Annotated in this window: 19 protein-coding genes and 5 tRNA genes; 11 read left to right on the top strand and 13 right to left on the bottom strand. The window is 70.4% G+C overall.

Annotated features, from left to right (window positions below; translation table 11 throughout):
* Positions 1 to 262: 262 nt before the first annotated feature.
* The gene (gene ndgR, locus ACWDZ7_RS41060) at positions 263 to 979 is read left to right on the top strand and encodes an IclR family transcriptional regulator NdgR (protein ID WP_451515754.1); all 717 of its coding nucleotides are present in this window, start codon (positions 263 to 265) and stop codon (positions 977 to 979) included.
* 72 nt (positions 980 to 1,051) lie between these two features.
* On the opposite strand, the gene ACWDZ7_RS41055 is transcribed toward ndgR, so the two are convergent.
* A complete protein-coding gene (locus ACWDZ7_RS41055) occupies positions 1,052 to 1,537 on the bottom strand; it encodes a DUF4188 domain-containing protein (protein WP_451803859.1) in 486 nt (161 codons plus the stop codon).
* A gap of 117 nt (positions 1,538 to 1,654) precedes the next feature.
* On the opposite strand from ACWDZ7_RS41055, the gene ACWDZ7_RS41050 reads away from it, so the two are divergent.
* Positions 1,655 to 2,311, top strand: coding sequence for a MerR family transcriptional regulator (locus ACWDZ7_RS41050; protein ID WP_451803858.1), 657 nt, complete (start codon positions 1,655 to 1,657; stop codon positions 2,309 to 2,311).
* 41 nt (positions 2,312 to 2,352) lie between these two features.
* Here the strand turns inward: ACWDZ7_RS41050 and ACWDZ7_RS41045 are convergent.
* The 9 genes from ACWDZ7_RS41045 to ACWDZ7_RS41005 form a co-directional block, all read right to left on the bottom strand.
* Positions 2,353 to 2,425: transfer RNA gene (locus ACWDZ7_RS41045), tRNA-Glu, on the bottom strand.
* Positions 2,426 to 2,453: 28 nt separating this feature from the next.
* Positions 2,454 to 2,525, bottom strand: a tRNA-Gln gene (locus tag ACWDZ7_RS41040).
* Between the two features lie 32 nt (positions 2,526 to 2,557).
* Positions 2,558 to 2,630: transfer RNA gene (locus tag ACWDZ7_RS41035), tRNA-Glu, on the bottom strand.
* A 62-nt stretch (positions 2,631 to 2,692) separates the two neighbouring features.
* Positions 2,693 to 2,765, bottom strand: a tRNA-Glu gene (locus ACWDZ7_RS41030).
* 40 nt (positions 2,766 to 2,805) lie between these two features.
* Positions 2,806 to 2,877 (bottom strand) — tRNA-Gln (locus ACWDZ7_RS41025).
* An 87-nt stretch (positions 2,878 to 2,964) separates the two neighbouring features.
* Positions 2,965 to 3,693, bottom strand: a complete 729-nt coding sequence (locus tag ACWDZ7_RS41020; protein ID WP_451803861.1) for an HAD family hydrolase — start codon at positions 3,691 to 3,693, stop codon at positions 2,965 to 2,967.
* Positions 3,694 to 3,778: 85 nt separating this feature from the next.
* Positions 3,779 to 5,266: a glutamate--tRNA ligase gene (gene gltX / locus ACWDZ7_RS41015; protein WP_451803857.1), complete on the bottom strand. Its 1,488-nt coding sequence runs from the start codon at positions 5,264 to 5,266 to the stop codon at positions 3,779 to 3,781.
* On the bottom strand, positions 5,259 to 6,047 hold the full coding sequence (locus tag ACWDZ7_RS41010) for a fumarylacetoacetate hydrolase family protein (RefSeq protein ID WP_451803856.1): 789 nt from the start codon (positions 6,045 to 6,047) through the stop codon (positions 5,259 to 5,261). The genes gltX and ACWDZ7_RS41010 overlap by 8 nt, the downstream gene beginning before the upstream one ends.
* A 123-nt stretch (positions 6,048 to 6,170) precedes the next feature.
* Positions 6,171 to 6,371 carry a hypothetical protein gene (locus ACWDZ7_RS41005; protein ID WP_451803855.1) on the bottom strand — a complete coding sequence of 67 codons (201 nt, stop codon included), beginning with the start codon at positions 6,369 to 6,371 and terminating at the stop codon, positions 6,171 to 6,173.
* Positions 6,372 to 6,946: 575 nt separating this feature from the next.
* Between ACWDZ7_RS41005 and ACWDZ7_RS41000 the strand changes: the two genes are divergently transcribed.
* The 8 genes from ACWDZ7_RS41000 to ACWDZ7_RS40965 all read left to right on the top strand — a co-directional run bounded on the left by ACWDZ7_RS41000 (position 6,947) and on the right by ACWDZ7_RS40965 (position 17,604).
* The gene (locus ACWDZ7_RS41000) at positions 6,947 to 10,834 is read left to right on the top strand and encodes a nitrate- and nitrite sensing domain-containing protein (protein WP_451803854.1); all 3,888 of its coding nucleotides are present in this window, start codon (positions 6,947 to 6,949) and stop codon (positions 10,832 to 10,834) included.
* A gap of 9 nt (positions 10,835 to 10,843) precedes the next feature.
* Complete coding sequence (locus tag ACWDZ7_RS40995; RefSeq protein ID WP_030787430.1) at positions 10,844 to 11,257, top strand: roadblock/LC7 domain-containing protein; 414 nt, start codon at positions 10,844 to 10,846, stop codon at positions 11,255 to 11,257.
* A gap of 144 nt (positions 11,258 to 11,401) precedes the next feature.
* A complete protein-coding gene (locus tag ACWDZ7_RS40990; RefSeq protein ID WP_062779230.1) occupies positions 11,402 to 11,803 on the top strand; it encodes a DUF742 domain-containing protein in 402 nt (133 codons plus the stop codon).
* Positions 11,784 to 12,368 (top strand): GTP-binding protein, encoded by a 585-nt coding sequence (locus ACWDZ7_RS40985; protein ID WP_369211452.1) that lies wholly within the window; start codon positions 11,784 to 11,786, stop codon positions 12,366 to 12,368. Before ACWDZ7_RS40990 ends, ACWDZ7_RS40985 begins: the two co-directional genes overlap by 20 nt.
* Positions 12,369 to 12,707: 339 nt before the next feature.
* A complete protein-coding gene (locus ACWDZ7_RS40980; protein WP_451803853.1) occupies positions 12,708 to 15,929 on the top strand; it encodes a nitrate- and nitrite sensing domain-containing protein in 3,222 nt (1,073 codons plus the stop codon).
* 10 nt (positions 15,930 to 15,939) lie between these two features.
* Positions 15,940 to 16,353 carry a roadblock/LC7 domain-containing protein gene (locus tag ACWDZ7_RS40975; RefSeq protein ID WP_062779227.1) on the top strand — a complete coding sequence of 138 codons (414 nt, stop codon included), beginning with the start codon at positions 15,940 to 15,942 and terminating at the stop codon, positions 16,351 to 16,353.
* A gap of 95 nt (positions 16,354 to 16,448) precedes the next feature.
* The gene (locus ACWDZ7_RS40970; protein WP_451515745.1) at positions 16,449 to 17,039 is read left to right on the top strand and encodes a DUF742 domain-containing protein; all 591 of its coding nucleotides are present in this window, start codon (positions 16,449 to 16,451) and stop codon (positions 17,037 to 17,039) included.
* Positions 17,020 to 17,604, top strand: a complete 585-nt coding sequence (locus tag ACWDZ7_RS40965) for a GTP-binding protein (protein WP_030361923.1) — start codon at positions 17,020 to 17,022, stop codon at positions 17,602 to 17,604. Before ACWDZ7_RS40970 ends, ACWDZ7_RS40965 begins: the two co-directional genes overlap by 20 nt.
* A 27-nt stretch (positions 17,605 to 17,631) precedes the next feature.
* On the opposite strand, the gene ACWDZ7_RS40960 is transcribed toward ACWDZ7_RS40965, so the two are convergent.
* A complete protein-coding gene (locus ACWDZ7_RS40960) occupies positions 17,632 to 18,021 on the bottom strand; it encodes a tautomerase family protein (RefSeq protein ID WP_451803852.1) in 390 nt (129 codons plus the stop codon).
* Positions 18,022 to 18,124: 103 nt separating this feature from the next.
* Here ACWDZ7_RS40960 and ACWDZ7_RS40955 point away from each other — a divergent pair, with 103 nt between their 5' ends.
* Positions 18,125 to 19,021 carry a LysR family transcriptional regulator gene (locus ACWDZ7_RS40955; RefSeq protein WP_451803851.1) on the top strand — a complete coding sequence of 299 codons (897 nt, stop codon included), beginning with the start codon at positions 18,125 to 18,127 and terminating at the stop codon, positions 19,019 to 19,021.
* Between the two features lie 52 nt (positions 19,022 to 19,073).
* On the opposite strand, the gene ACWDZ7_RS40950 is transcribed toward ACWDZ7_RS40955, so the two are convergent.
* Together ACWDZ7_RS40950 and ACWDZ7_RS40945 are read right to left on the bottom strand one after the other, a co-directional pair.
* Positions 19,074 to 19,265 carry an acyl-CoA carboxylase subunit epsilon gene (locus tag ACWDZ7_RS40950; RefSeq protein ID WP_451803850.1) on the bottom strand — a complete coding sequence of 64 codons (192 nt, stop codon included), beginning with the start codon at positions 19,263 to 19,265 and terminating at the stop codon, positions 19,074 to 19,076.
* A 50-nt stretch (positions 19,266 to 19,315) separates the two neighbouring features.
* Positions 19,316 to 19,464, bottom strand: a 149-nt coding sequence (locus ACWDZ7_RS40945) for a carboxyl transferase domain-containing protein (protein WP_451803860.1), incomplete at its 5' end; no start/stop codon positions are given.

Here is a 19,464-nt window from a genome sequence, read left to right as displayed (position 1 = left end):
CGATGTAGAGGAGGTCGGGCTCGCCCTCGGCGCGCCGGACGACATGGTCGTCCCAGACCTTCTCCGCGAGTGTCCTACCCATCGCTTTCCCTCCGACCGGCCGCATCGCCGGCCCAACTAGAGAATCTGTTCGCCGACGCGCGTACCCCTCGTACCGCACGTCGGCTGCGAAATCCGTTGTCCGCGGATCGCTCGTACAGAGTGGCGCGTTCCACGGAAAATTGAACTTGCGTTTCACAGAGTGAGACGCAAGTATCGACGCATGGACAACTCTAGCGGCGTCGGCGTTCTCGACAAGGCGGCTCTCGTCCTGAGCGCCCTGGAGTCCGGTCCGGCCACCCTCGCGGGGTTGGTCGCGGCCACCGGACTCGCACGACCCACGGCCCACCGACTGGCCGTGGCACTGGAACACCACCGGATGGTGGCGCGGGACATGCAGGGCCGTTTCATTCTCGGCCCGCGCCTCTCCGAGCTCGCGGCGGCGGCGGGCGAGGACCGCCTGCTCGCCACGGCGGGCCCGGTCCTCACGCATCTGCGCGACGTGACGGGCGAGAGCGCGCAGCTCTACCGCCGCCAGGGCGACATGCGTATCTGCGTGGCGGCGGCGGAGCGCCTCTCGGGCCTGCGGGACACCGTCCCGGTCGGCTCGACGCTCACCATGAAGGCGGGCTCGTCCGCCCAGATCCTGATGGCCTGGGAGGAGCCGGAGCGCCTGCACCGCGGCCTCCAGGGCGCCCGCTTCACGGCGACGGCCCTTTCGGGAGTACGCCGCCGGGGCTGGGCCCAGTCGATCGGTGAGCGGGAGCCGGGCGTCGCGTCCGTCTCCGCGCCGGTGCGGGGCCCCTCGAACCGCGTGGTCGCCGCCGTCTCGGTCTCCGGACCGATCGAGCGCCTGACCCGCCACCCGGGCCGCATGCACGCCCAGGCGGTCATCGACGCGGCAGGCCGCCTCTCCGAGGCCCTGCGCCGCTCCAGCTGACGGACGTGCACCGGAGGGGCCGCCCCAACGCCGCGGCGGCCCCTCCGGACGCGTACTCCCCCGTGAAATCCCTCAGGCCGCCCCGAGGCGATCGGCCGCCCGCTCCCCGCGCCGGCCCACCGGGATCACACCGGTGGCCTTCCCCAGGCCGAACTCCGGCATGTTGAGGTACACCGCCTCATGCGCGCCGGCCGGCACGACATACGTCTCGTGCCAGAAGCCGACCTTCCCCTTGCCTTCCCGGACACGCCGGTTGAAGGCCGCCCACGCGGGCCGGTGGGCCTTGTCCTGCGCCGCCGAGTAGGCCAGCAGCTTCTCCTGCGACTCCCAGTACTGGACGAGGTACAGCAGACGCGGCCCGCCGAGCAGCAGCCGGAATCCGAGCATCCCACTCTGCGGGTCCTTCGACAGTTCCTTGAGCATGCGCGGCATGGCCAGGAAGACGGGCCACCAGCTGCGCACGGCAACGAATTTGTTGATGCGCATCCCGATGTGGAAGACGACCACATCACCCGTCGCCTCGGCGGTCATGCGTCCTTCGATCGGCTTGTCGCTCATGACGGTTCCCCCTTGGTAGAGCCCTGGCCGAACATTGGATAGCCTCGCTATCCATGATTGGATAGTGCCACTCCCCAAAGGGAGACGCAAGGGCGGACGCAAGAGGGGTACGAGCCGATGAGACTGGCGGAGCTGAGCCGGCGCAGCGGGGTTCCCACGGCCACGATCAAGTACTACCTGCGCGAGGGACTGCTGCCGCCGGGCCGCCGCGTGACGGCGACCCAGGCCGAGTACGACGACGCCCATCTCCAGCGGCTGCGGCTGGTGCGGGCGCTGATCCAGGTGGGCCGGGTGCCGATCGCGTCGGCGCGGGAGGTGCTGGCCGCCCTGGAGGACGAGTCCCTGGACCACAACTCCCGGCTCGGCACGGCCGTATGGGCCCTGCCGCACGGTTTGGAGCCCGCCGGGGACGACGCGGCGCAGGAGGAGGCGCGCCGTACGGTGGACGCGCTGCTCGCCCGGCTCGGCTGGGAGAACGCCCTGGGTTACGCGGCCGAGTCACCGGCGTACCGGATGCTGGTGACCGCCGTCGGGACGCTGGCGCGGCTCGGATACCCGTGCGCCGTCGAGGACTTGGCGCCCTATGCCCGCTCGGGTCACCAACTCGCCGTGTCCGACCTGGACTTGATCGAGCGGTACGAGTCGCCCGACGAGCAGCTGGAGGCGGCGGTGGCGCTCACGGTGCTGTACGAGCCGGTGCTGCTCGCCCTGCGCCGGATCGCGCAGGCGGAGGAGTCCAACCGCCGCTACGCCCAAGGGAGTACGGAGGGATGACGAAGGGGCCCTCCCAGCGGGAAGGCCCCTTGCCGTTTCTGTACCCCCGACCGGATTCGAACCGGCGCTACCGCCTTGAGAGGGCGGCGTGCTAGGCCGCTACACAACGGGGGCAAGGATCTTGCTTCTTCACTTGATCCAGCTGGGCTACCAGGACTCGAACCTAAACTAACGGAACCAGAAACCGTCGTGCTGCCAATTACACCATAGCCCAATGTGGTCTAGACCAGAGTCCGTGACCAGCAGTACCCCCGACCGGATTCGAACCGGCGCTACCGCCTTGAGAGGGCGGCGTGCTAGGCCGCTACACAACGGGGGCCCTAGCGATCCTGCATCAGGAACAGTGGGTGCGACCCGATCTGTTCCCGTGGGAAGGATCTGTACCCCCGACCGGATTCGAACCGGCGCTACCGCCTTGAGAGGGCGGCGTGCTAGGCCGCTACACAACGGGGGCTTCGTGGACATGATCCACATTTGCAGATGAGCTCTGCGAGCTGGCCTACCAGGACTCGAACCTAGACTAACGGAACCAGAAACCGTCGTGCTGCCAATTACACCATAGGCCATCAAAGCGCAACCCCCTGTGGGGATTTTGTTTGACTTGCGCTTCCCTGCCGGACCTTTCGGCCTTCTCGGGCGGCGCAGAAAGAACATTACCCGAAGGTGGACGGCGCTCCAAAACGGGTATCCGTCCGCAGCAGGGCGGGAAGCTCGGAGAGGCGCGTGATGCGGTGTACGCCCGAGGGGCCTTCCCGCACTGTGCCGTTGCGGTCGAGCCAGATCCCGAGGAGGCCCGCGTCACGGGCGCCCCTGGCGTCGATCTCCGGCTGGTCACCGACGTAGGCGATCTCGGCGGGGGCCAGCTCCAGTGTCGTACAGACCGCGTGGAAGGCCTCGGCGGCGGGCTTGGAGGCGCCGAGGTCGGCGGCGCACAGGACGGCCTCGAAGCGGTCGCGCACGCCGAGGAGGCGCAGCTTGCGGTCCTGGACGACTAGGGCGGAGTTGGACAGGACCGCGTGGCGGTAGCCGTCGGCGAGGGCGTCCAGGGTGGGCAGGGTGTCGGGGAAGAGCGACCAGGCCGATTCGTAGTGACCGACGTAACGGTGGAACCACGCGTCGGCGTCCGCGTCGCTCAGCCCCGGGGCGTCCAGGAAGTCGCGCACGCGGCCGCGGCGCTGCGCCTCGAAGGTGACCCCTCCGGCGCCGAAGCGGGCCCAGTGCAGCTCGGTGAGGTGCCGCCAGCGCTCAAGGGCGCGCTCGGCCGACTCGTACCGCTCCAGGAGCCCCTCGGCCGTCAGATGCGCGTGCATGCCGGTGGTGTCGGCGCGCGCGTAGTCGAAGATCGTGTCATCGATGTCCCAGACCACGGCTTTGATGGGCATGGCTTTGACGGGCATGGCACCGACGGTATGCGAAGGGCCCGGGAGCCGTCTCGGCTTCCGGGCCCTTCCTTCGCGTACCGGCGGATCAGGCGGTGAGCTTCGCCAGGGCCGCGTCGATGCGGGTCAGGGTCTTCTCCTTGCCCAGGATCTCCAGGGACTCGAAGAGGGGCAGGCCGATCGTGCGGCCGGTGACGGCGACGCGGACCGGGGCCTGGGCCTTGCCCAGCTTGAGGCCGTGCTCCTCGCCGGCGGCCAGGACGGCCTCCTTGAGGGAGTCGGGGGAGGTCCAGTCGGCCGCCTCCAGCTTGGCGCGGGCCGTGCGCAGGAGGGCGTCGGAGCCCTCCTTCATGGCCTTCGTCCAGCTCGGCTCGTCGAAGACCGGCTCCGGCAGGAACAGGAAGTCGACGTTGGCCGTGATCTCGGAGAGGACCTTGAGGCGCGTCTGGGCGTGCGGGGCGATGGCCGCCCAGGCCGCCCCGTCGAAGTCCTCGGGGGCCCAGTTGGCGTGCGGGGCCTTCAGCCAGGGCTCGCAGGCCTCGGCGAAGGTCTTCACGTCCAGCATGCGGATGTGGTCGGCGTTGATCGCCTCGGCCTTCTTCAGGTCGAAGCGGGCGGGGTTCGGGTTCACGTCCGCCACGTCGAACCTCGCGACCATGTCGGACATCGAGAAGACGTCCTGGTCCGCGGAGAACGACCAGCCCAGGAGGGACAGGTAGTTCAGCAGGCCCTCGGGGAGGAAGCCGCGCTCGCGGTAGATGTTGAGGGACGCCTGCGGGTCGCGCTTGGAGAGCTTCTTGTTGCCCTCGCCCATCACGTACGGCAGGTGGCCGAACGCGGGGATCCGCTGGGCGATGCCCAGCTCGATCAGCGCCTTGTAGAGGGCGATCTGCCGGGGCGTGGAGGAGAGCAGGTCCTCGCCGCGCAGGACGTGGGTGATCTCCATCAGGGCGTCGTCGACCGGGTTGACCAGGGTGTACAGCGGGGCGCCATTGGCGCGCACGATGCCGTAGTCGGTGACGTTCTCCGGCTGGACCGTGATCTCGCCGCGGACCAGGTCGGTGAAGGTGGTCGCCTCGTCCGGCATGCGGAAGCGGACGATGTGCTTACGGCCTTCGGCCTCGTACGCCTCGACCTGCTCGCCGGTCAGCGCGCGGCAGTGGCCGTCGTAACCGGACGGCTTGCCGGCGGCGCGGGCGGCCTCGCGGCGGGTGTCCAGCTCCTCGGTGGTGCAGTAGCAGGGGTAGGCGTGGCCGGCGTCCAGGAGCTTGGCGGCGACGTCCTTGTAGACGTCCATGCGCTGCGACTGGCGGTACGGCGCGTGCGGGCCGCCGATCTCGGGGCCCTCGTCCCAGTCGAAGCCCAGCCAGCGCATCGAGTCGAGCAGCTGCTCGTACGACTCCTCCGAGTCGCGAGCCGCGTCGGTGTCCTCGATGCGGAAGACCAGGCTGCCGCCGTTGTGCCGGGCGTAGGCCCAGTTGAACAGGGCGGTACGGACCAGGCCCACGTGGGGGTTGCCGGTCGGGGAGGGACAGAAACGTACCCGGACGGTGTCGCCGGGAGTCGCGTTAGCCACGCTTGATCACCTTGTTGGTGAGAGTGCCGATGCCTTCGATGGTGACGGCGACCTCGTCGCCGACGTTGAGGGGCCCGACGCCTGCCGGGGTGCCCGTGAGGATGACGTCGCCGGGGAGCAGCGTCATGGCCTCGGTGATGTTCACGATCAGATCCTCGATGGAGTGGATCATCTCGCTGGTGCGGCCGAGCTGGCGCTGCTGACCGTTGACCGTGCACTGGATGGTGAGGTCGTTGGCGGCGGCCAGGTCGATGTCCGTCTCCACCCAGGGGCCGAGCGGGCAGGAGCTGTCGAAGCCCTTGGCGCGGGCCCACTGCTTCTCGCGGCGCTGCACGTCGCGTGCGGTGACGTCGTTCGCGCAGGTGTAGCCGAAGATCACGTCCTTGACCCGCTCGCGGGGGACCTCACGGCACATGCGGCCGATGACCACGGCCAGCTCGGCCTCGTGGTGCAGCTCCTCGGAGAACGAGGGGTACGTGATGGCGTCGCCGGAGCCGATCATCGACGTCGCGGGCTTGAAGAAGGCGAACGGGACGTCGGGGACGTCGTTGCCGAGCTCCTTCGCGTGCTCCCCGTAGTTGCGGCCGAAGGCCACGATCTTGTGGCCGATGACGGGCGGCAGGAGCCGGACCTTGCTCAGCGGGACCTTGACACCGCTCAGCTCGAAGTCGGCGACGTAGGGACTGCCCTTGATGATGTCGACGACGAGTTCGTCCGGTTTGTCGCCCTCGACCGCGCCGAAAGCGACATTGCCGTCGATGGAGAACCTGGCGATGCGCACGTGAGCCTTAGCCCCTTGCTGGGATGGTTGGAGTGTGACACTCCAGGCTAACGCGGGGGCCTGCGGCCTGCGTGTGACCCTGCCTCGGGTGAGCGGTGCCTGTCGCCGCTGCGCGGCTCGCCCTCAGGCGCCGGACGGGCTGAATGCCTCCGGGGCGTCCATGAGGATCGTGCGCTTGGGGTTGGCCGTCTGGGCCGGGAGTTCCACGGCGTGCTGCGGCTGCTCGGGGGCGCGCTGGACGTCGTCGGCGTCCTTGAGGTGCGCGAGGGTGGTGCGGCGCGGGTTGGCTATGTTGCGGAACATCGTCGACTTCACGGTCTTCATCTGGTGTTCAGGCCCTGTCGGTTGAGGCGTCCTCTGACGGACGCGGCTTGTCGGTCTCGCCATCCCTGTAAAGCGTCAGGCTAAACATCCAATTCCCGGCGAAAGTCCGGAAGAAGCCATGATCTTCATGTGAGTTTGCTCACGACGGAGCGGGCAAAAGGGTCAAAGCGCACCGCCCGCCCACTACTTGGAAACGGACATTGCGCCACTGAAGGCACCATTCCGCTCCTGATCATGAAGACTGGGACACCCCCTCCCGGCAGCGCCTTTGCGGGGATGGGTCCGTTTTCTCCCAGATCACTTTCTACGTCTCGTGACCCCTCACTCACGCGGCGTCACGTAGGTCGCGGCGCGACACACGGGCCTTGTTGGAGATCCTGCACTGTGCTGGAATTCCCGGGACCGCCGCGGGATCGAACCGGCGCGCAGAGGCGCAACGCAGCGCCGAGTGGCGGCGGGAAGAGGGGAGCAGCGCCGGTCACTCACGACCACCCATGGGGCGCCTGACGCCCCACGACGCCGACACCGTCCCGCCGTTATCCGGCAGGACGCCTGGTCCAGAGGTTGCGACGCTAGTGCAGGGACGTTTCAAGAGGGATGGCAAGGGGTCTCCCCAGGCCGGTCGCGGCCGAGGGGATTCCGCGGCGGAGCCGGAGCGCGGCGGGACCGACCGCGGCTCCTCGCCCCAGCACGCCCAGAACCCCGGCCCGGGCGCGCCCGGCGGTGGAACCGGCGCCGCGCGCCAGGCCGTGACGGGCAGCGGCCCGACGACCGCCCCCGCCAAAGGCAAGGGCAAGGGTGCGTCCGGAGCCAAGTCGCCCACCGGACCCGGCCCGCGAATAGCCCTGCGCAACTGGCGCATCTCCACCCGCCTGGTCTCCCTGCTCACGCTCCCCGTGATCACCGCGACCTCGCTCGGCGCGCTCCGCATCAACTCGTCCCTGGACGAGATTCAGCAGCTTGACAACATGAAGCGGCTGACCGACATGACCAAGCAGGCCACCGCGCTGGCCGCCGCGCTCCAGGAGGAGCGCGACAAGTCCGCGGGCCCCCTCGCGCACGGCGCGAAGGCCACGGACTACACGGTCAAGGGCGCGCGCGACAAGACCGACCGCGTCTACCGGAACTTCCTCCAGGGGACCCAGGACCTGAACGACACGGACGGCGAGAAGGGCCTTCTCGGCGTCCGGCACAGCGCGGTCCAGATCACCCAGCAGCTCCAGGGCATCAACAAGGTCCGCAAGGACGCCTACAGCGACGACGTCTCGACCTCGCAGACCGTCGAGGCGTACAGCCAGCTCGTCGAGCAGCTGCTCGCGCTGTCGCAGGACATGGCGCAGGCGACCAGCAACCCGGACATGATCCAGCGCACGCGCGCCCTGGCCGCCTTCTCCTCGGCCAAGGAGTACGCGTCCGTGCAGCGGGCGATCATCGCCGCCGCCCTGCCCGCGAACGACACCCAGTACGGCAAGATCTCCGAGACCGACCGCACCTTCGGCCTCAGCGCCAACGACAAGGAACGCTCGCAGCTCCAGACGTTCAGCAAGATCTACGCGGGCAACGCGGAAGAGCTGACCAAGCCCCTCGACGGCGGCAACGGCCCGATCAAGACCGCCAACGAGTACGCCAAGCGCGTCCTCGAACAGGAGGGCGGCATCAAGCTCCAGGACAAGCGGTCGTACAAGGACTGGGTCGACACCGACGCCACCAAGATCGACGCGATGTCCAAGATCGAGCTGACGCTGCTCGGCGAGATGGAGCAGAAGGCCCGCGAGCTGCGCAACGAGTCCGAGCAGTCGGCCATCCTCAACGGTGCGCTGATCCTGCTCGTGCTCGGCGTCTCGCTCGTCGGCGCGTTCGTCGTGGCCCGCTCCATGATCCGCTCGCTGCGCCGGCTCCAGGACACGGCGACCAAGGTCGCCCAGGACCGCCTGCCCGAGCTGGTCAAGCAGCTCTCCGAGTCCGACCCGCAGGACGTCGACACCTCCGTCGAGTCCGTCGGTGTGCACTCCCGGGACGAGATCGGCCAGGTGGCCGCGGCCTTCGACGACGTGCACCGCGAGGCCGTCCGCCTCGCCGCCGAGCAGGCCCTCCTGCGGGGCAACGTCAACGCGATGTTCACCAACCTCTCGCGCCGCTCGCAGGGCCTCATCCAGCGCCAGCTCTCGCTCATCTCCGAGCTGGAGTCCCGCGAGGCCGACCCGGACCAGCTCTCCTCGCTCTTCAAGCTCGACCACCTCGCGACCCGCATGCGCCGTAACGGCGAGAACCTCCTCGTTCTCGCCGGTGAAGAGCCCGGCCGCCGCTGGACCCGGCCCGTGCCGCTCGTCGACGTGCTGCGTGCCGCCGCGTCCGAGGTGGAGCAGTACGAGCGCATCGAACTCTCCGCCGTGCCCGCCACCGAGTGCGCGGGACGCGTCGTCAACGACCTCGTGCACCTCCTCGCCGAGCTGCTCGAGAACGCGACGTCGTTCTCGTCGCCGCAGACCAAGGTCAAGGTCACCGGTCACGCGCTGCCCGACGGACGCGTCCTGATCGAGATCCACGACACCGGCATCGGCCTCTCCCCCGAGGACCTCGCCGCGATCAACGAGCGGCTCGCCTCGCCGCCCACCGTGGACGTCTCCGTCTCGCGCCGCATGGGTCTGTTCGTGGTCGGCCGCCTCTCGCAGCGCCACGGCATCCGCATCCAGCTGCGTCCCTCCGACTCCGGTGGTACGACCGCGCTGGTCATGCTGCCCGTCGACGTCGCCCAGGGCGGCAAGAAGGTTCCCGGCAAGCCCGGTGCCCCCGGCCCGACCGGTGGTCCCGCCGCGGCTCAGGCCGCCGCGGGTGCCGCGGCCGCGCGCCGCGGGGTCGGTGCCGGCAACGGCGGTCCGGCGCTCGGCAGCGGTCCTGGCCCGGCCGGTGGCCCCGGCCGTGGTGGTCCCGCGCTCGGCGGTGGCCCCGGCGCGGGCCCCGGCGGTCCGGGTGCCGGTGGTCCGGGCGGAGCGGGTCGGCTTGGTCCCGGTGCGCCGCGTCCGCAGGTCGCCGGTTCGGGTCCGCGGGCCGCGCTGCCCGCGCGGGACGCCGGACAGCAGCGTCCGCCGGCCGCGCCTCAGGGGAAGCAGGGCCGGCAGGCTCAGCAGCCGCAGGCGCCGCAGGGTGGCCGTGGCGGCGGCGCGCAGCAGCCTCCGGTTCCCCAGCAGCGTACGAACGCTCTGAACCCGTCGGCCGACGCCGGTGACCAGGCGCGCAGGCCTCAGCTGCCGCCTCGCGGAGGACCGCGTGCCGAGCTGCCCGGGGGCAATCCGCAGCCGCGCGTGCCCAGCTGGAGCGACGAGAACGCGCAGCCGCAGGTGCCGCGCGAGCCCTTCGACGCCCCGCGCGGTCACGAGGAGCACGAGTCCACCGGTCAGTTCGCGCAGCCCACGGCGGCCCCGGACGACCGGCAGGGTCCCGGCTCCACGGCCGAGTTCGCCCGCCCGGACTTCGACGCTCCGCCGCCCGGCACGGCTGCCCCTGCCCCTGCCCCGCAGGACCAGGGCACCGGCCAGTTCGTACGCTCCGACGTCTTCGGCGGCAACAGCGACGCCCCGCAGGGCCGCAAGGGTCGGCACGGTGGGCAGCAGAACCAGCAGCAGAACCAGCAGCAGAGCCCCTCGCAGGACCAGCCGCAGAGCCAGTCGCCGAACCAGGGCAACGGGCCCGCGCAGCACGGCACTCGGGAGATGCCCGACTACACCGTGCCGCGTCCGCCGGCCCCGCGCCGCGGCCAGGGCGATCCCCAGCAGGGCGTCCCCCAGCGGCCGCAGCCCGCCGAACAGCAGCCGACGCCTCCGCAGCCCGCCTCCTCGCAGCCCGATGACCTGCTGCCCGCCGCCGGTCCCGGTGACGGTCGTACGCCGCTGTACGACACGCTGGAGACCAACTGGTTCCAGCAGCAGCAGAACCAGCGGGCGCAGGCCGAGCAGCAGAGCCGTCAGCAGGAACAGCAGCAGGCCCAGCAGCAGGCCCAGCACGGCCACCAGGGCGGCGGCCGCTCCGCCGACCCCGCCCAGCAGCAGGCGCCCCAGGGTCCCGCCCGGCAGCGTCCGCTGCCGTCGCGGGCCCGCCAGGCGCCGCCCGCCGCACCCGGCAACGGCAGCGCCCAGAACCCCCAGAGCTCCCAGAACGGCGCCAACCCCGGCAACCCCGCCGGCTGGCGCTCCTCCCCCAACGACGAGCTGGGCCGCCAGGCCGAGCGCGTCCGCCAGCCCACCGCGGGCGGCATCACCACATCCGGACTGCCGCGCCGCGTCCCGCGGGCCAATCTGGTCGCGGGCACGGCACAGCAGCAGCAGGACAGCACAGGTCCGCAGGTATCGCGTGCGCCCGAAGAGGTACGCGGCCGGCTGACGAATCTCCGTCGGGGCATCCAGCAGGGTCGCCAGGCCGGTACCGGCCAGACCGGCAGTTTCCCCACTCACCAGCAGGAGCGTTAGTTGAGTCCGATGAGCCAGGCGGCACAGAATCTGAACTGGTTGATCACCAACTTCGTGGACAACACCCCAGGGGTGTCCCACACGGTCGTGGTCTCCGCCGACGGCCTCCTTCTGGCCATGTCCGAGGGCTTCCCGCGCGACCGCGCCGACCAGCTCGCCGCGGTCGCCTCCGGGCTGACCTCCCTCACGGCCGGGGCCTCCCGGATCTTCGAGGGCGGCACCGTCACCCAGACCGTGGTGGAGATGGAGCGGGGGTTCCTCTTCATCATGTCGGTCTCCGACGGCTCGTCCCTGGCCGTGCTCGCGCACCCCGAGTGCGACATCGGCCTCGTCGGGTACGAGATGGCGCTGCTCGTCGACCGCGCGGGCGCCGTCCTCACCCCCGACCTCCGCGCGGAGCTGCAGGGCAGCCTGCTGCACTAGCTCCCGAAGCCGGCTCCGAAAGCCTTCGCCCCTTCGGCCGCCCCACCGACCGAACGTACTGACCAACCGTCCGGCCGCCTTTCGCCCCCACCGGCTCTGTCAGACGGCACACGCAGATGACCTGCTGTCCCGCCCGGAGGATCCATGACCCCGCCCACCGCCTCTCACAACCCGTACGGCGACGCCTCGTACGGAATGGAGGGCGACCAGCCGCTGGTGCGTCCGTATGCGATGACCGGCGGCCGGACCCGGCCCCGCTACCAGCTCGCCATCGAGGCGCTGGTGAGCACCACGGCCGATCCGGCCCAGCTGATGGGACTGCTCCCCGAGCACCAGCGGATCTGCCATCTGTGCCGTGAGGTCAAGTCGGTGGCCGAGGTCTCGGCCCTTCTGTCGATGCCGCTCGGTGTGGCCCGGATCCTCGTGGCGGACCTGGCCGAGGCCGGGCTCGTCGCCATCCACCAGCCCGGCGGCGACGAGTCCGCCGGCGGCCAGCCTGACGTGACACTGCTCGAAAGGGTGCTCAGTGGACTTCGCAAGCTCTAACGGCTCGGACTCAGGCCGTTCCACCACCTCCGCCAAGATCGTGGTGGCGGGCGGCTTCGGCGTGGGCAAGACCACGTTCGTCGGGGCCGTCTCGGAGATCAACCCGCTGCGCACCGAGGCCGTCATGACGTCCGCGTCGGCGGGCATCGACGACCTCACCCACACCGGGGACAAGACGACGACCACCGTCGCCATGGACTTCGGCCGCATCACCCTGGACCAGGACCTGATCCTGTACCTCTTCGGTACGCCGGGCCAGGACCGCTTCTGGTTCATGTGGGACGACCTCGTGCGCGGTGCGATCGGCGCCGTCGTGCTGGTGGACACGAGGCGGCTCGCCGACTGCTTCCCGGCCGTCGACTACTTCGAGAACTCCGGGCTGCCGTTCGTCATCGCCCTCAACGGCTTCGACGGCCACCAGCCGTACACCCCGGACGAGGTCCGCGAGGCGCTCCAGATCGGCCCGGGTACGCCGATCATCACCACCGACGCGCGACACCGTGCAGACGCAAAGAGTGGCTTGATCACGCTGGTCGAGCACGCACTTATGGCACGACTCAAGTAGGCAGGTCTATACGGCAGTTGTCGTAGGCCATACGGAGTGACCTGTGTCCTATGACACGGGCGCGCGCCGTGTTCATAACGTTTCGACAGAGAATTACCAGGTGACCGCCACGCGTCGCGGTCGCCTGGTCTCGCTGTGCTCACAAGAGCCCCGCCTTTTGGCGGGGCTCGCTCTTTATGACCGATTTATCTGAGGCTTACACCACTCGGAACTTCCTCTTCCCACTGTTTGGAAGAGCGGCGCCTGACGTGCTGGAATGCGCTGAACTGCCCAGTAGCACGGGCCTTGGAGACGACAGCGGCACGACGTGAGTGCCGCCGCCGAGAGGTTGTTGGTCGAGTGAGGCGAAGCAAGACGAGCCCCGCGGCACCCCCCACCGGGGACGCGCGGGGCAACTTCACCCCGCCGCCGCGCACAGCGGCGTCCCCCGTCGATGTGAGCGCCGGCCCCGGCAGTGAGCCCCCGGTGCCCTCCGGTGGACGCATGTCCCCCCGCAACTGGCGCGTGCCGACCAGACTGAACGCGATCCTCCTCATACCCGTGCTCGTCGGCCTGGTCATGGGCGGCTTCCAGGTGAAGGGCTCCATCGACACCTGGAGCGAGGCCCAGGACGCCGAGAACACCGCCCGCCTGGTGCGGGCCTCCCTCGACTACGGCAACCGCCTCATCGAAGAGCGCGACATCTCCGCCGTCCCTCTCCTGAACGGCAAGCGCAACGACCCGGCCGTCCTCAAGGCCCGCAAGGCCACCGACAAGGCGGCCGCCGTCTTCAAGAACGCCACCGAGGAGATGCCGGACAAGGAAGGCCTCAACCGTCGTCTCGACGCCTTCCACAAGGTGGAGCCGAAGCTGGCCCCGCTGCGCCAGGCCGCGTACACCACCAAGCTCAGCGGCGCGAAGACCGAAGAGGGCTACGTCGCCATCCAGCACCCCCTGATGGAGTTCGCCAACGAACTCGGTCTGGGCACCGGCAACATCACCAGCTACGGCCGCACCGTCTACGCGATCTCGCTCTCCAAGGCCGCGCTCTCGCTGCAGCGGTCCCTCGGCACGCACCTGCTGGTCAAGCCGGGTCCCGGCACCGGCTCGCTCACACTCCAGCGCACCTCGCTCTCCTCGTACGCCTACCTGGAGCGCATCGCCATCGAGGAGTACACCGGCGGCGGCACCCCCGAGGACGTCGCCAAGCTGGAGCAGGCGAAGAAGGAACTGAAGGACGCCGCCGAGAAGCAGGCCAAACCGGCGCCGAGCCAGGAGCAGATGGTCGCCGCCCTCGCCACCCTGGAGAGCACGCAGCCGAGTGCGCGGGTCGAGCTGGCCGGCAAGGGCATCACGCGTCAGGCCTGGTGGGCCACCACCACCGCCAAGTTCGACGCCTACCGCACCATCGAGTCGGACCTCGCCGACAAGGCCGTGGACGAGGCGTCCGACATCGCCGCCACCGCGCAGCGCAACGCGTACATCACCGGCGCCATCGTGGTGATCGCGCTGCTCGCCGCCTTCATCCTGGCCGGGATGATGGCCCGCCAGATGTCCCGCTCGATGCGCCAGCTGCGCACCGCCGCCTTCGGCATCGCCGAGCAGCGCCTGCCGATGCTGGTCGATCAGCTCTCGCGCACCGACCCGGGCCGCGTCGACACCCGCGTACAGCCCATCCCGATCACCTCCACGGACGAGATCGGCGAGGTCGCCCGCGCCTTCGACCAGGTGCACCGCGAGGCCGTGCGGCTCGCCGCCGAGCAGGCGCTGCTCCGCGGCAACATCAACGCGATCTTCACCAACCTCTCCCAGCGCAACCAGTCGCTGATCGAGGGCCAGCTGACCCTCATCACCGACCTGGAGAACAACGAGGCCGACCCGGACCAGCTGGAGTCCCTCTTCCGCCTGGACCACCTGGCGACCCGTATGCGCCGCAACGGCGAGAACCTCCTGGTCCTCGCCGGCGAGGAGCCGGGCCGCCGCTGGGACCAGCCGGTCCCGCTGGTCGACGTGCTCCGCGCCGCCTCCTCCGAGGTGGAGCAGTACGAGCGCATCGAGCTGTCCGGCGTACCGGAGGCCGAGATCCACGGCCTGGCCGTGACCGACCTCGTGCACCTGCTCGCCGAGCTCCTGGAGAACGCGACCTCGTTCTCCTCCCCGCAGACCAAGGTCCGCGTCACCGCGACCCGTCTCCCCGACGGCCGCATCATGGTCGAGATCCACGACAAGGGCATCGGCCTCACCGCCGAGGACTTCGCGGACATCAACCACAAGCTGGCCAACCCGCCGACCGTCGACGCCGCGATATCCCAGCGCATGGGCCTGTTCGTGGTCGGCCGGCTCTCCGACCGGCACGGCATCCGCGTCCAGCTGCGCCCCTCGGGCGAGCAGGCGGGCACGACCTCGCTGGTCATGCTGCCGGACGGGATCACGCACGGTGGCGGTGGCGAACAGCAGGCGCCCGACTCCGAGTTCACCGTCTCCTCGATCATCCCGGAGCAGCAGGTCCTGGAGCCCGAGCCGCTGCGCACGGCCGCGGAGCTGGGCTTCGACGACAGCCGCTACCACGGCGACGGCGCCGAGGGGCCGGGGCTCGACCCCGTCGGCCGCTCGCTGATGCGTGAGGAGCGCCGGGCCGCCCTTGAGGCGCAGGCCCAGCAGCCGGGCGGCAACCGCCCGCTCTTCCGCGACGAGGTCCAGCCGCAGCAGCCGCAGTCGCAGCCGGGTGCCTATGAGCAGCCGCAGCCGGGTGCGTACGAGCAGCAGCACGCCCCCGCGTACGACGAGCAGCAGGCCGCGTACGACCAGGGCCAGAACGCGTACGGGAACGAGCAGTACGCCGGTGAGCAGTACGCCACCGACCAGTACGCCGATGACCAGAACTCCAACGGCCAGTACCCCAACGGTCAGTACGCCGAGGGCGGTTACGGCAACGATCAGCAGGCCCAGGGCCAGGCCCCCGCGTACGACGAGCAGTACTACCCGGCGCAGGACGGCTACCAGGACCCCCAGCTCTCGTATCCGGAGCGGTCCCGCCAGGACGACTGGCCCAACGGCGACGGCTACCAGCCCGAGTACGGCCAGGAAGCGGAATCCGCACAGGGTCCCGCGGCCGGCGCCGAGCACGTAGGCTTCGACCGGCCGGGACCGGCACCGTCCGTCGTCCACGAGATGACCGACGCGGGTCTCCCCCGCCGGGGCTCCACGGGCCCGAACGGGAACGGCGGCAACGGCAGCGCTCCCGCCGGGAACGAGGGCCAGGACGACCAAGGCGGCCAGAACGGCCCCGACGACTGGCGTTCGTCCAACGACGAGCGCTGGCAGCGGGCCGAGCGCCTGAAGGAGCCGAAGGCGGGCGGGGTCACCTCGTCCGGACTCCCCCGGCGGGTGCCCAAGGCCAATCTGGTCGAGGGCACCGCGGAACAGACCCCACAGGGCGGCCCCCAGGTCTCCCGCGACCCCGAGGAAGTACGGGGCAGGCTGAGCAATCTGCGCCGCGGCGTCCAGCGGGGCCGCAACTCCAGCAGTGACACGAATGGCCAGGGCTTCAGCCCTGATAGCACCTACAACCAGGAGCGTTAGTGTGAGCCCGATGAGCCAGGCGGCACAGAACCTGAACTGGTTGATCACCAACTTCGTGGACAACACCCCAGGGGTGTCCCACACAGTGGTGGTCTCCGCCGACGGACTCCTTCTGGCGATGTCCGAAGGCTTCCCCCGCGACCGCGCCGATCAGCTCGCGGCCGTCGCGTCCGGGCTGACCTCCCTCACCGCCGGGGCCTCCCGGATCTTCGAGGGCGGTGCGGTGACCCAGACCGTTGTGGAGATGGAGCGAGGATTTCTCTTCATCATGTCCATTTCCGACGGTTCCTCACTCGCCGTTCTCGCCCACCCGGATGCGGACATCGGCCTCGTCGGGTACGAAATGGCACTTCTTGTCGATCGCGCGGGCACCGTCCTCACGCCGGACCTGCGCGCGGAGCTCCAGGGGAGCCTTCTCAACTAACAGACAGACGGTGCGTTTTCGCGTCCCGTGCCCGTAAGGTTTCGGGACGCGGCTCCACAGTGATGGTGCCCGGCACAGTCGGAGGAGGAAGAAACGTGGCAACACCCCCAGACGGTTCGTCATCGGCGAACTGGTCCCCTGGCCATGGCCAGGGTGGTCAGCACGACGGCGGCCCGAACAGGTACAACTTCCCCTCCGCGCCGAGCCACCGTCGCCAGCCGTACGCGCAGCCCCAGCAGCCGGGCCCGCGCCCGTACGACCAGGGCACACCGGCGCACGCGCCCCGTATCCAGCCCGTGCAGCCCCAGCGGCGCGCCCCCGAACCGGCGCCCGCCGGGTCGGCGAGCAACCCCCTGGTGCGCCCGTACGCCATGACGGGCGGCCGCACCAGGCCGCGCTACCAGCTCGCCATCGAGGCGCTGGTGCACACCACCGCACAACCGCACCAGTTGCAGGGCCAGTTGCCCGAGCATCAGCGGATCTGCAATCTGTGCCGCGAGATCAAGTCAGTCGCTGAGATCTCGGCACTGCTCACCATCCCCCTCGGCGTCGCCCGAATCCTCGTAGCCGACCTGGCGGAGGCCGGACTTGTCGCCATCCACCAGCCCGGCGGCGACGAGTCCGCCGGCGGCCAGCCAGACGTGACACTGCTCGAAAGGGTGCTCAGTGGACTTCGCAAGCTCTAGCGGAGGAGCAACAGCCCGCTCCACCACCAGCGCGAAAATCGTGGTGGCGGGCGGCTTCGGCGTGGGCAAGACCACGTTCGTCGGGGCGGTCTCTGAGATCAACCCGCTGCGCACCGAGGCCGTCATGACGTCCGCGTCCGCGGGCATCGACGACCTCACCCACACCGGAGACAAGACCACCACGACGGTGGCCATGGACTTCGGCCGCATCACCCTGGATCAGGACCTGATCCTGTACCTCTTCGGCACGCCCGGTCAGGACCGCTTCTGGTTCATGTGGGACGACTTGGTCCGTGGCGCCATCGGCGCGGTCGTCCTGGTCGACACGAGGCGGCTCGCCGACTGCTTCCCCGCCGTCGACTACTTCGAGAACTCCGGGCTGCCGTTCGTCATCGCCCTCAACGGCTTCGACGGCCACCAGCCGTACACCCCGGACGAGGTCCGCGAGGCCCTGCAGATCGGCCCGGACACCCCGATCATCACCACGGACGCACGGCACCGCGCGGACGCGAAGAGCGCGCTGATCACGCTGGTCGAGCACGCCCTGATGGCGCGGCTCCGCTAGCGTCCACCTTTTTCCCGCCCGCCTCCGTCAGTTCCGGCTGTAGTGGTCGAACTGGGTCACGCCCTGGTAGCCGTAGCTCTCGGCGTGCAGTTCGTGCAGGGCGACGCCGCCGCGGGCGAGCGGTCCCAGGAGGTCGGTCAGGAGCGCGGCGGCTCCGGTGATGAAGGCCGCCTTCTGCGCGGCGCTGTTGGTGCCCGCGGTGATGCTGACCTCCAGGTGCGCGTCGCGGGCGGCGCCGGTCAGCGGATCGCCGCCGACGTAGTAGCGGTCGGCCGGAACCAGGTCGAGATGCACGATCGTGCGCGCGCTCGACTTGCCGAGGGCCGAGACCGCCAGGCCGGTCAGGCCCTCGGCGAGGGCGCGCCGGACGGCGGCGGGCAGGTCGGGGTCGGTGACGGTGGCCCTGATGTGCGGCATGGCTCTCCTCGGTGCGTGTGCTGATGCTTGCTCGGGGCAAGCCTCGCCCCGGCCCGTGTCATTGATCCAACGCATAGCTGTCATAGACGTATGAGGCCGCCGCATGACCGTGAACTTCCCGCAGCTCAGGGCCTTTCTGGCGGTCGTGGACGCGGGCGGTTTCAGCGCGGCCGCCGCCGACCTCGGCATGAGCCAGTCCGCGGTGTCGCACGCCGTGGCCTCCCTCGAACGCGAACTGGCCGCCCCGCTGTTGATCCGGTCGGCCCCGGTGCGGCCCACCGTGCTCGGCGAGCGGCTCCTGCCGTACGCCCGTACCGCGCTGTCGGCGGTCCGGTCGCTGGAGGAGGTGGCGGCCGACGCCGCCGGGGCCATGACGGGCACCGTGCGGCTCGCCTCGACCCCCACGGTCCGCCGGGGCCTGGTGCCCGCTCTGCTGCGGCACTGGCGCGAGGACCAGCCGCGGATCACCGTGCGGGTCTTCGAGGGCGACAGCGCCGAGATCGCTCAGTGGCTGGAGAACGGCACGGCCGACGCCGCCGTCCTGATCGACCCGCCGCCGGGCCCCGGCATCCGGCTCGCCCTGGACGGCTACCGCGCGCTGCTCCCCCGCGACCACCCGCTCGCGGGCGAGACGGTCGTCGACGTCCGTGACCTGGAGGACGACGCGTTCCTGATCTCGCCGGGTGGCTGTGAGTCGCGGGTCCGCGAGCTGCACCGACTGGCCGGGGCGCGCATGGCCCCCGCTCACCGGGTACGGGACCTGGCCACCCTGATCAGCATGGTGCAGGCCGGCATCGGCGTGACCGTCCTGTCCGAGGCCTCCCGCTCCCTGGTCCCGCCCGACCTCGTCCTGCTGCCGGTGGCACCCCGGGCCGCGCGCCGCCTGGTCCTGAGCGGCCCGCGCGCCCGCCCCTGGCATCCGGCGGTACGGGCCCTGGCGGAGTCGGCCGCGGACCATCTGGCGCGTACGAACGTCCCGGCGCCGTCCTGGGACGCGTGAGGCCCCGCCTTCCCGATGCGGGGAAGGCGGGGCCTCGGGACGGAGCGGTGTGTCAGCCCTGCCAGCTGTGCGGGGCGCGGAAGCCCGGGGTGCGCTCCAGGCGGCGCCAGCCGGCCTTGTCACGGCCGCGGCGGACCGGGGCGGCGGGCCGGGCGGCGGCGCGGGCCAGCAGGATCGCGGTGATGGCCGCGACTTCCTCGGGCTCGGCGTGGCCCTTTTCGACGCGAATGTCGGGGGGTGTCATCTGCAGCGTTCTCCTTGTGGGCTACTGCGGCGCGGACGCGGTGGTTGCCGCTACTGCGGAGGGTTGCCGTGCTTGCGCGAGGGCAGGTCGGCGTGCTTGTTGCTGAGCATCGCGAGGGAGTTGATGAGGACCTCGCGGGTCTCGGCGGGGTCGATGACGTCGTCGACCAGGCCGCGTTCTGCGGCGTAGTACGGGTGCA

The sequence above is a fragment of the Streptomyces sp. NPDC003032 genome, from assembly GCF_053591415.1.
The sequence above is the reverse complement of the archived record's forward strand: the minus strand, read 5'-3'. Positions and strand labels throughout refer to the sequence as shown.

What these genes read in the sequence shown, in the direction of transcription:
- ACWDZ7_RS40955 (WP_451803851.1), top strand. Translation starts at nt 18,125, where the DNA reads ATGACCGTGAACTTCCCGCAGCTCAGGGCCTTTCTGGCGGTCGTGGAC.
- ACWDZ7_RS41020 (WP_451803861.1), bottom strand. Translation starts at nt 3,693, where the DNA reads ATGCCCATCAAAGCCGTGGTCTGGGACATCGATGACACGATCTTCGAC.
- ACWDZ7_RS40975 (WP_062779227.1), top strand. Translation starts at nt 15,940, where the DNA reads ATGAGCCAGGCGGCACAGAACCTGAACTGGTTGATCACCAACTTCGTG.
- ndgR (WP_451515754.1), top strand. Translation starts at nt 263, where the DNA reads ATGGACAACTCTAGCGGCGTCGGCGTTCTCGACAAGGCGGCTCTCGTC.
- ACWDZ7_RS40950 (WP_451803850.1), bottom strand. Translation starts at nt 19,265, where the DNA reads ATGACACCCCCCGACATTCGCGTCGAAAAGGGCCACGCCGAGCCCGAG.
- ACWDZ7_RS40960 (WP_451803852.1), bottom strand. Translation starts at nt 18,021, where the DNA reads ATGCCGCACATCAGGGCCACCGTCACCGACCCCGACCTGCCCGCCGCC.
- ACWDZ7_RS40990 (WP_062779230.1), top strand. Translation starts at nt 11,402, where the DNA reads ATGACCCCGCCCACCGCCTCTCACAACCCGTACGGCGACGCCTCGTAC.
- ACWDZ7_RS41050 (WP_451803858.1), top strand. Translation starts at nt 1,655, where the DNA reads ATGAGACTGGCGGAGCTGAGCCGGCGCAGCGGGGTTCCCACGGCCACG.
- ACWDZ7_RS40995 (WP_030787430.1), top strand. Translation starts at nt 10,844, where the DNA reads ATGAGCCAGGCGGCACAGAATCTGAACTGGTTGATCACCAACTTCGTG.
- ACWDZ7_RS41005 (WP_451803855.1), bottom strand. Translation starts at nt 6,371, where the DNA reads ATGAAGACCGTGAAGTCGACGATGTTCCGCAACATAGCCAACCCGCGC.
- ACWDZ7_RS41055 (WP_451803859.1), bottom strand. Translation starts at nt 1,537, where the DNA reads ATGAGCGACAAGCCGATCGAAGGACGCATGACCGCCGAGGCGACGGGT.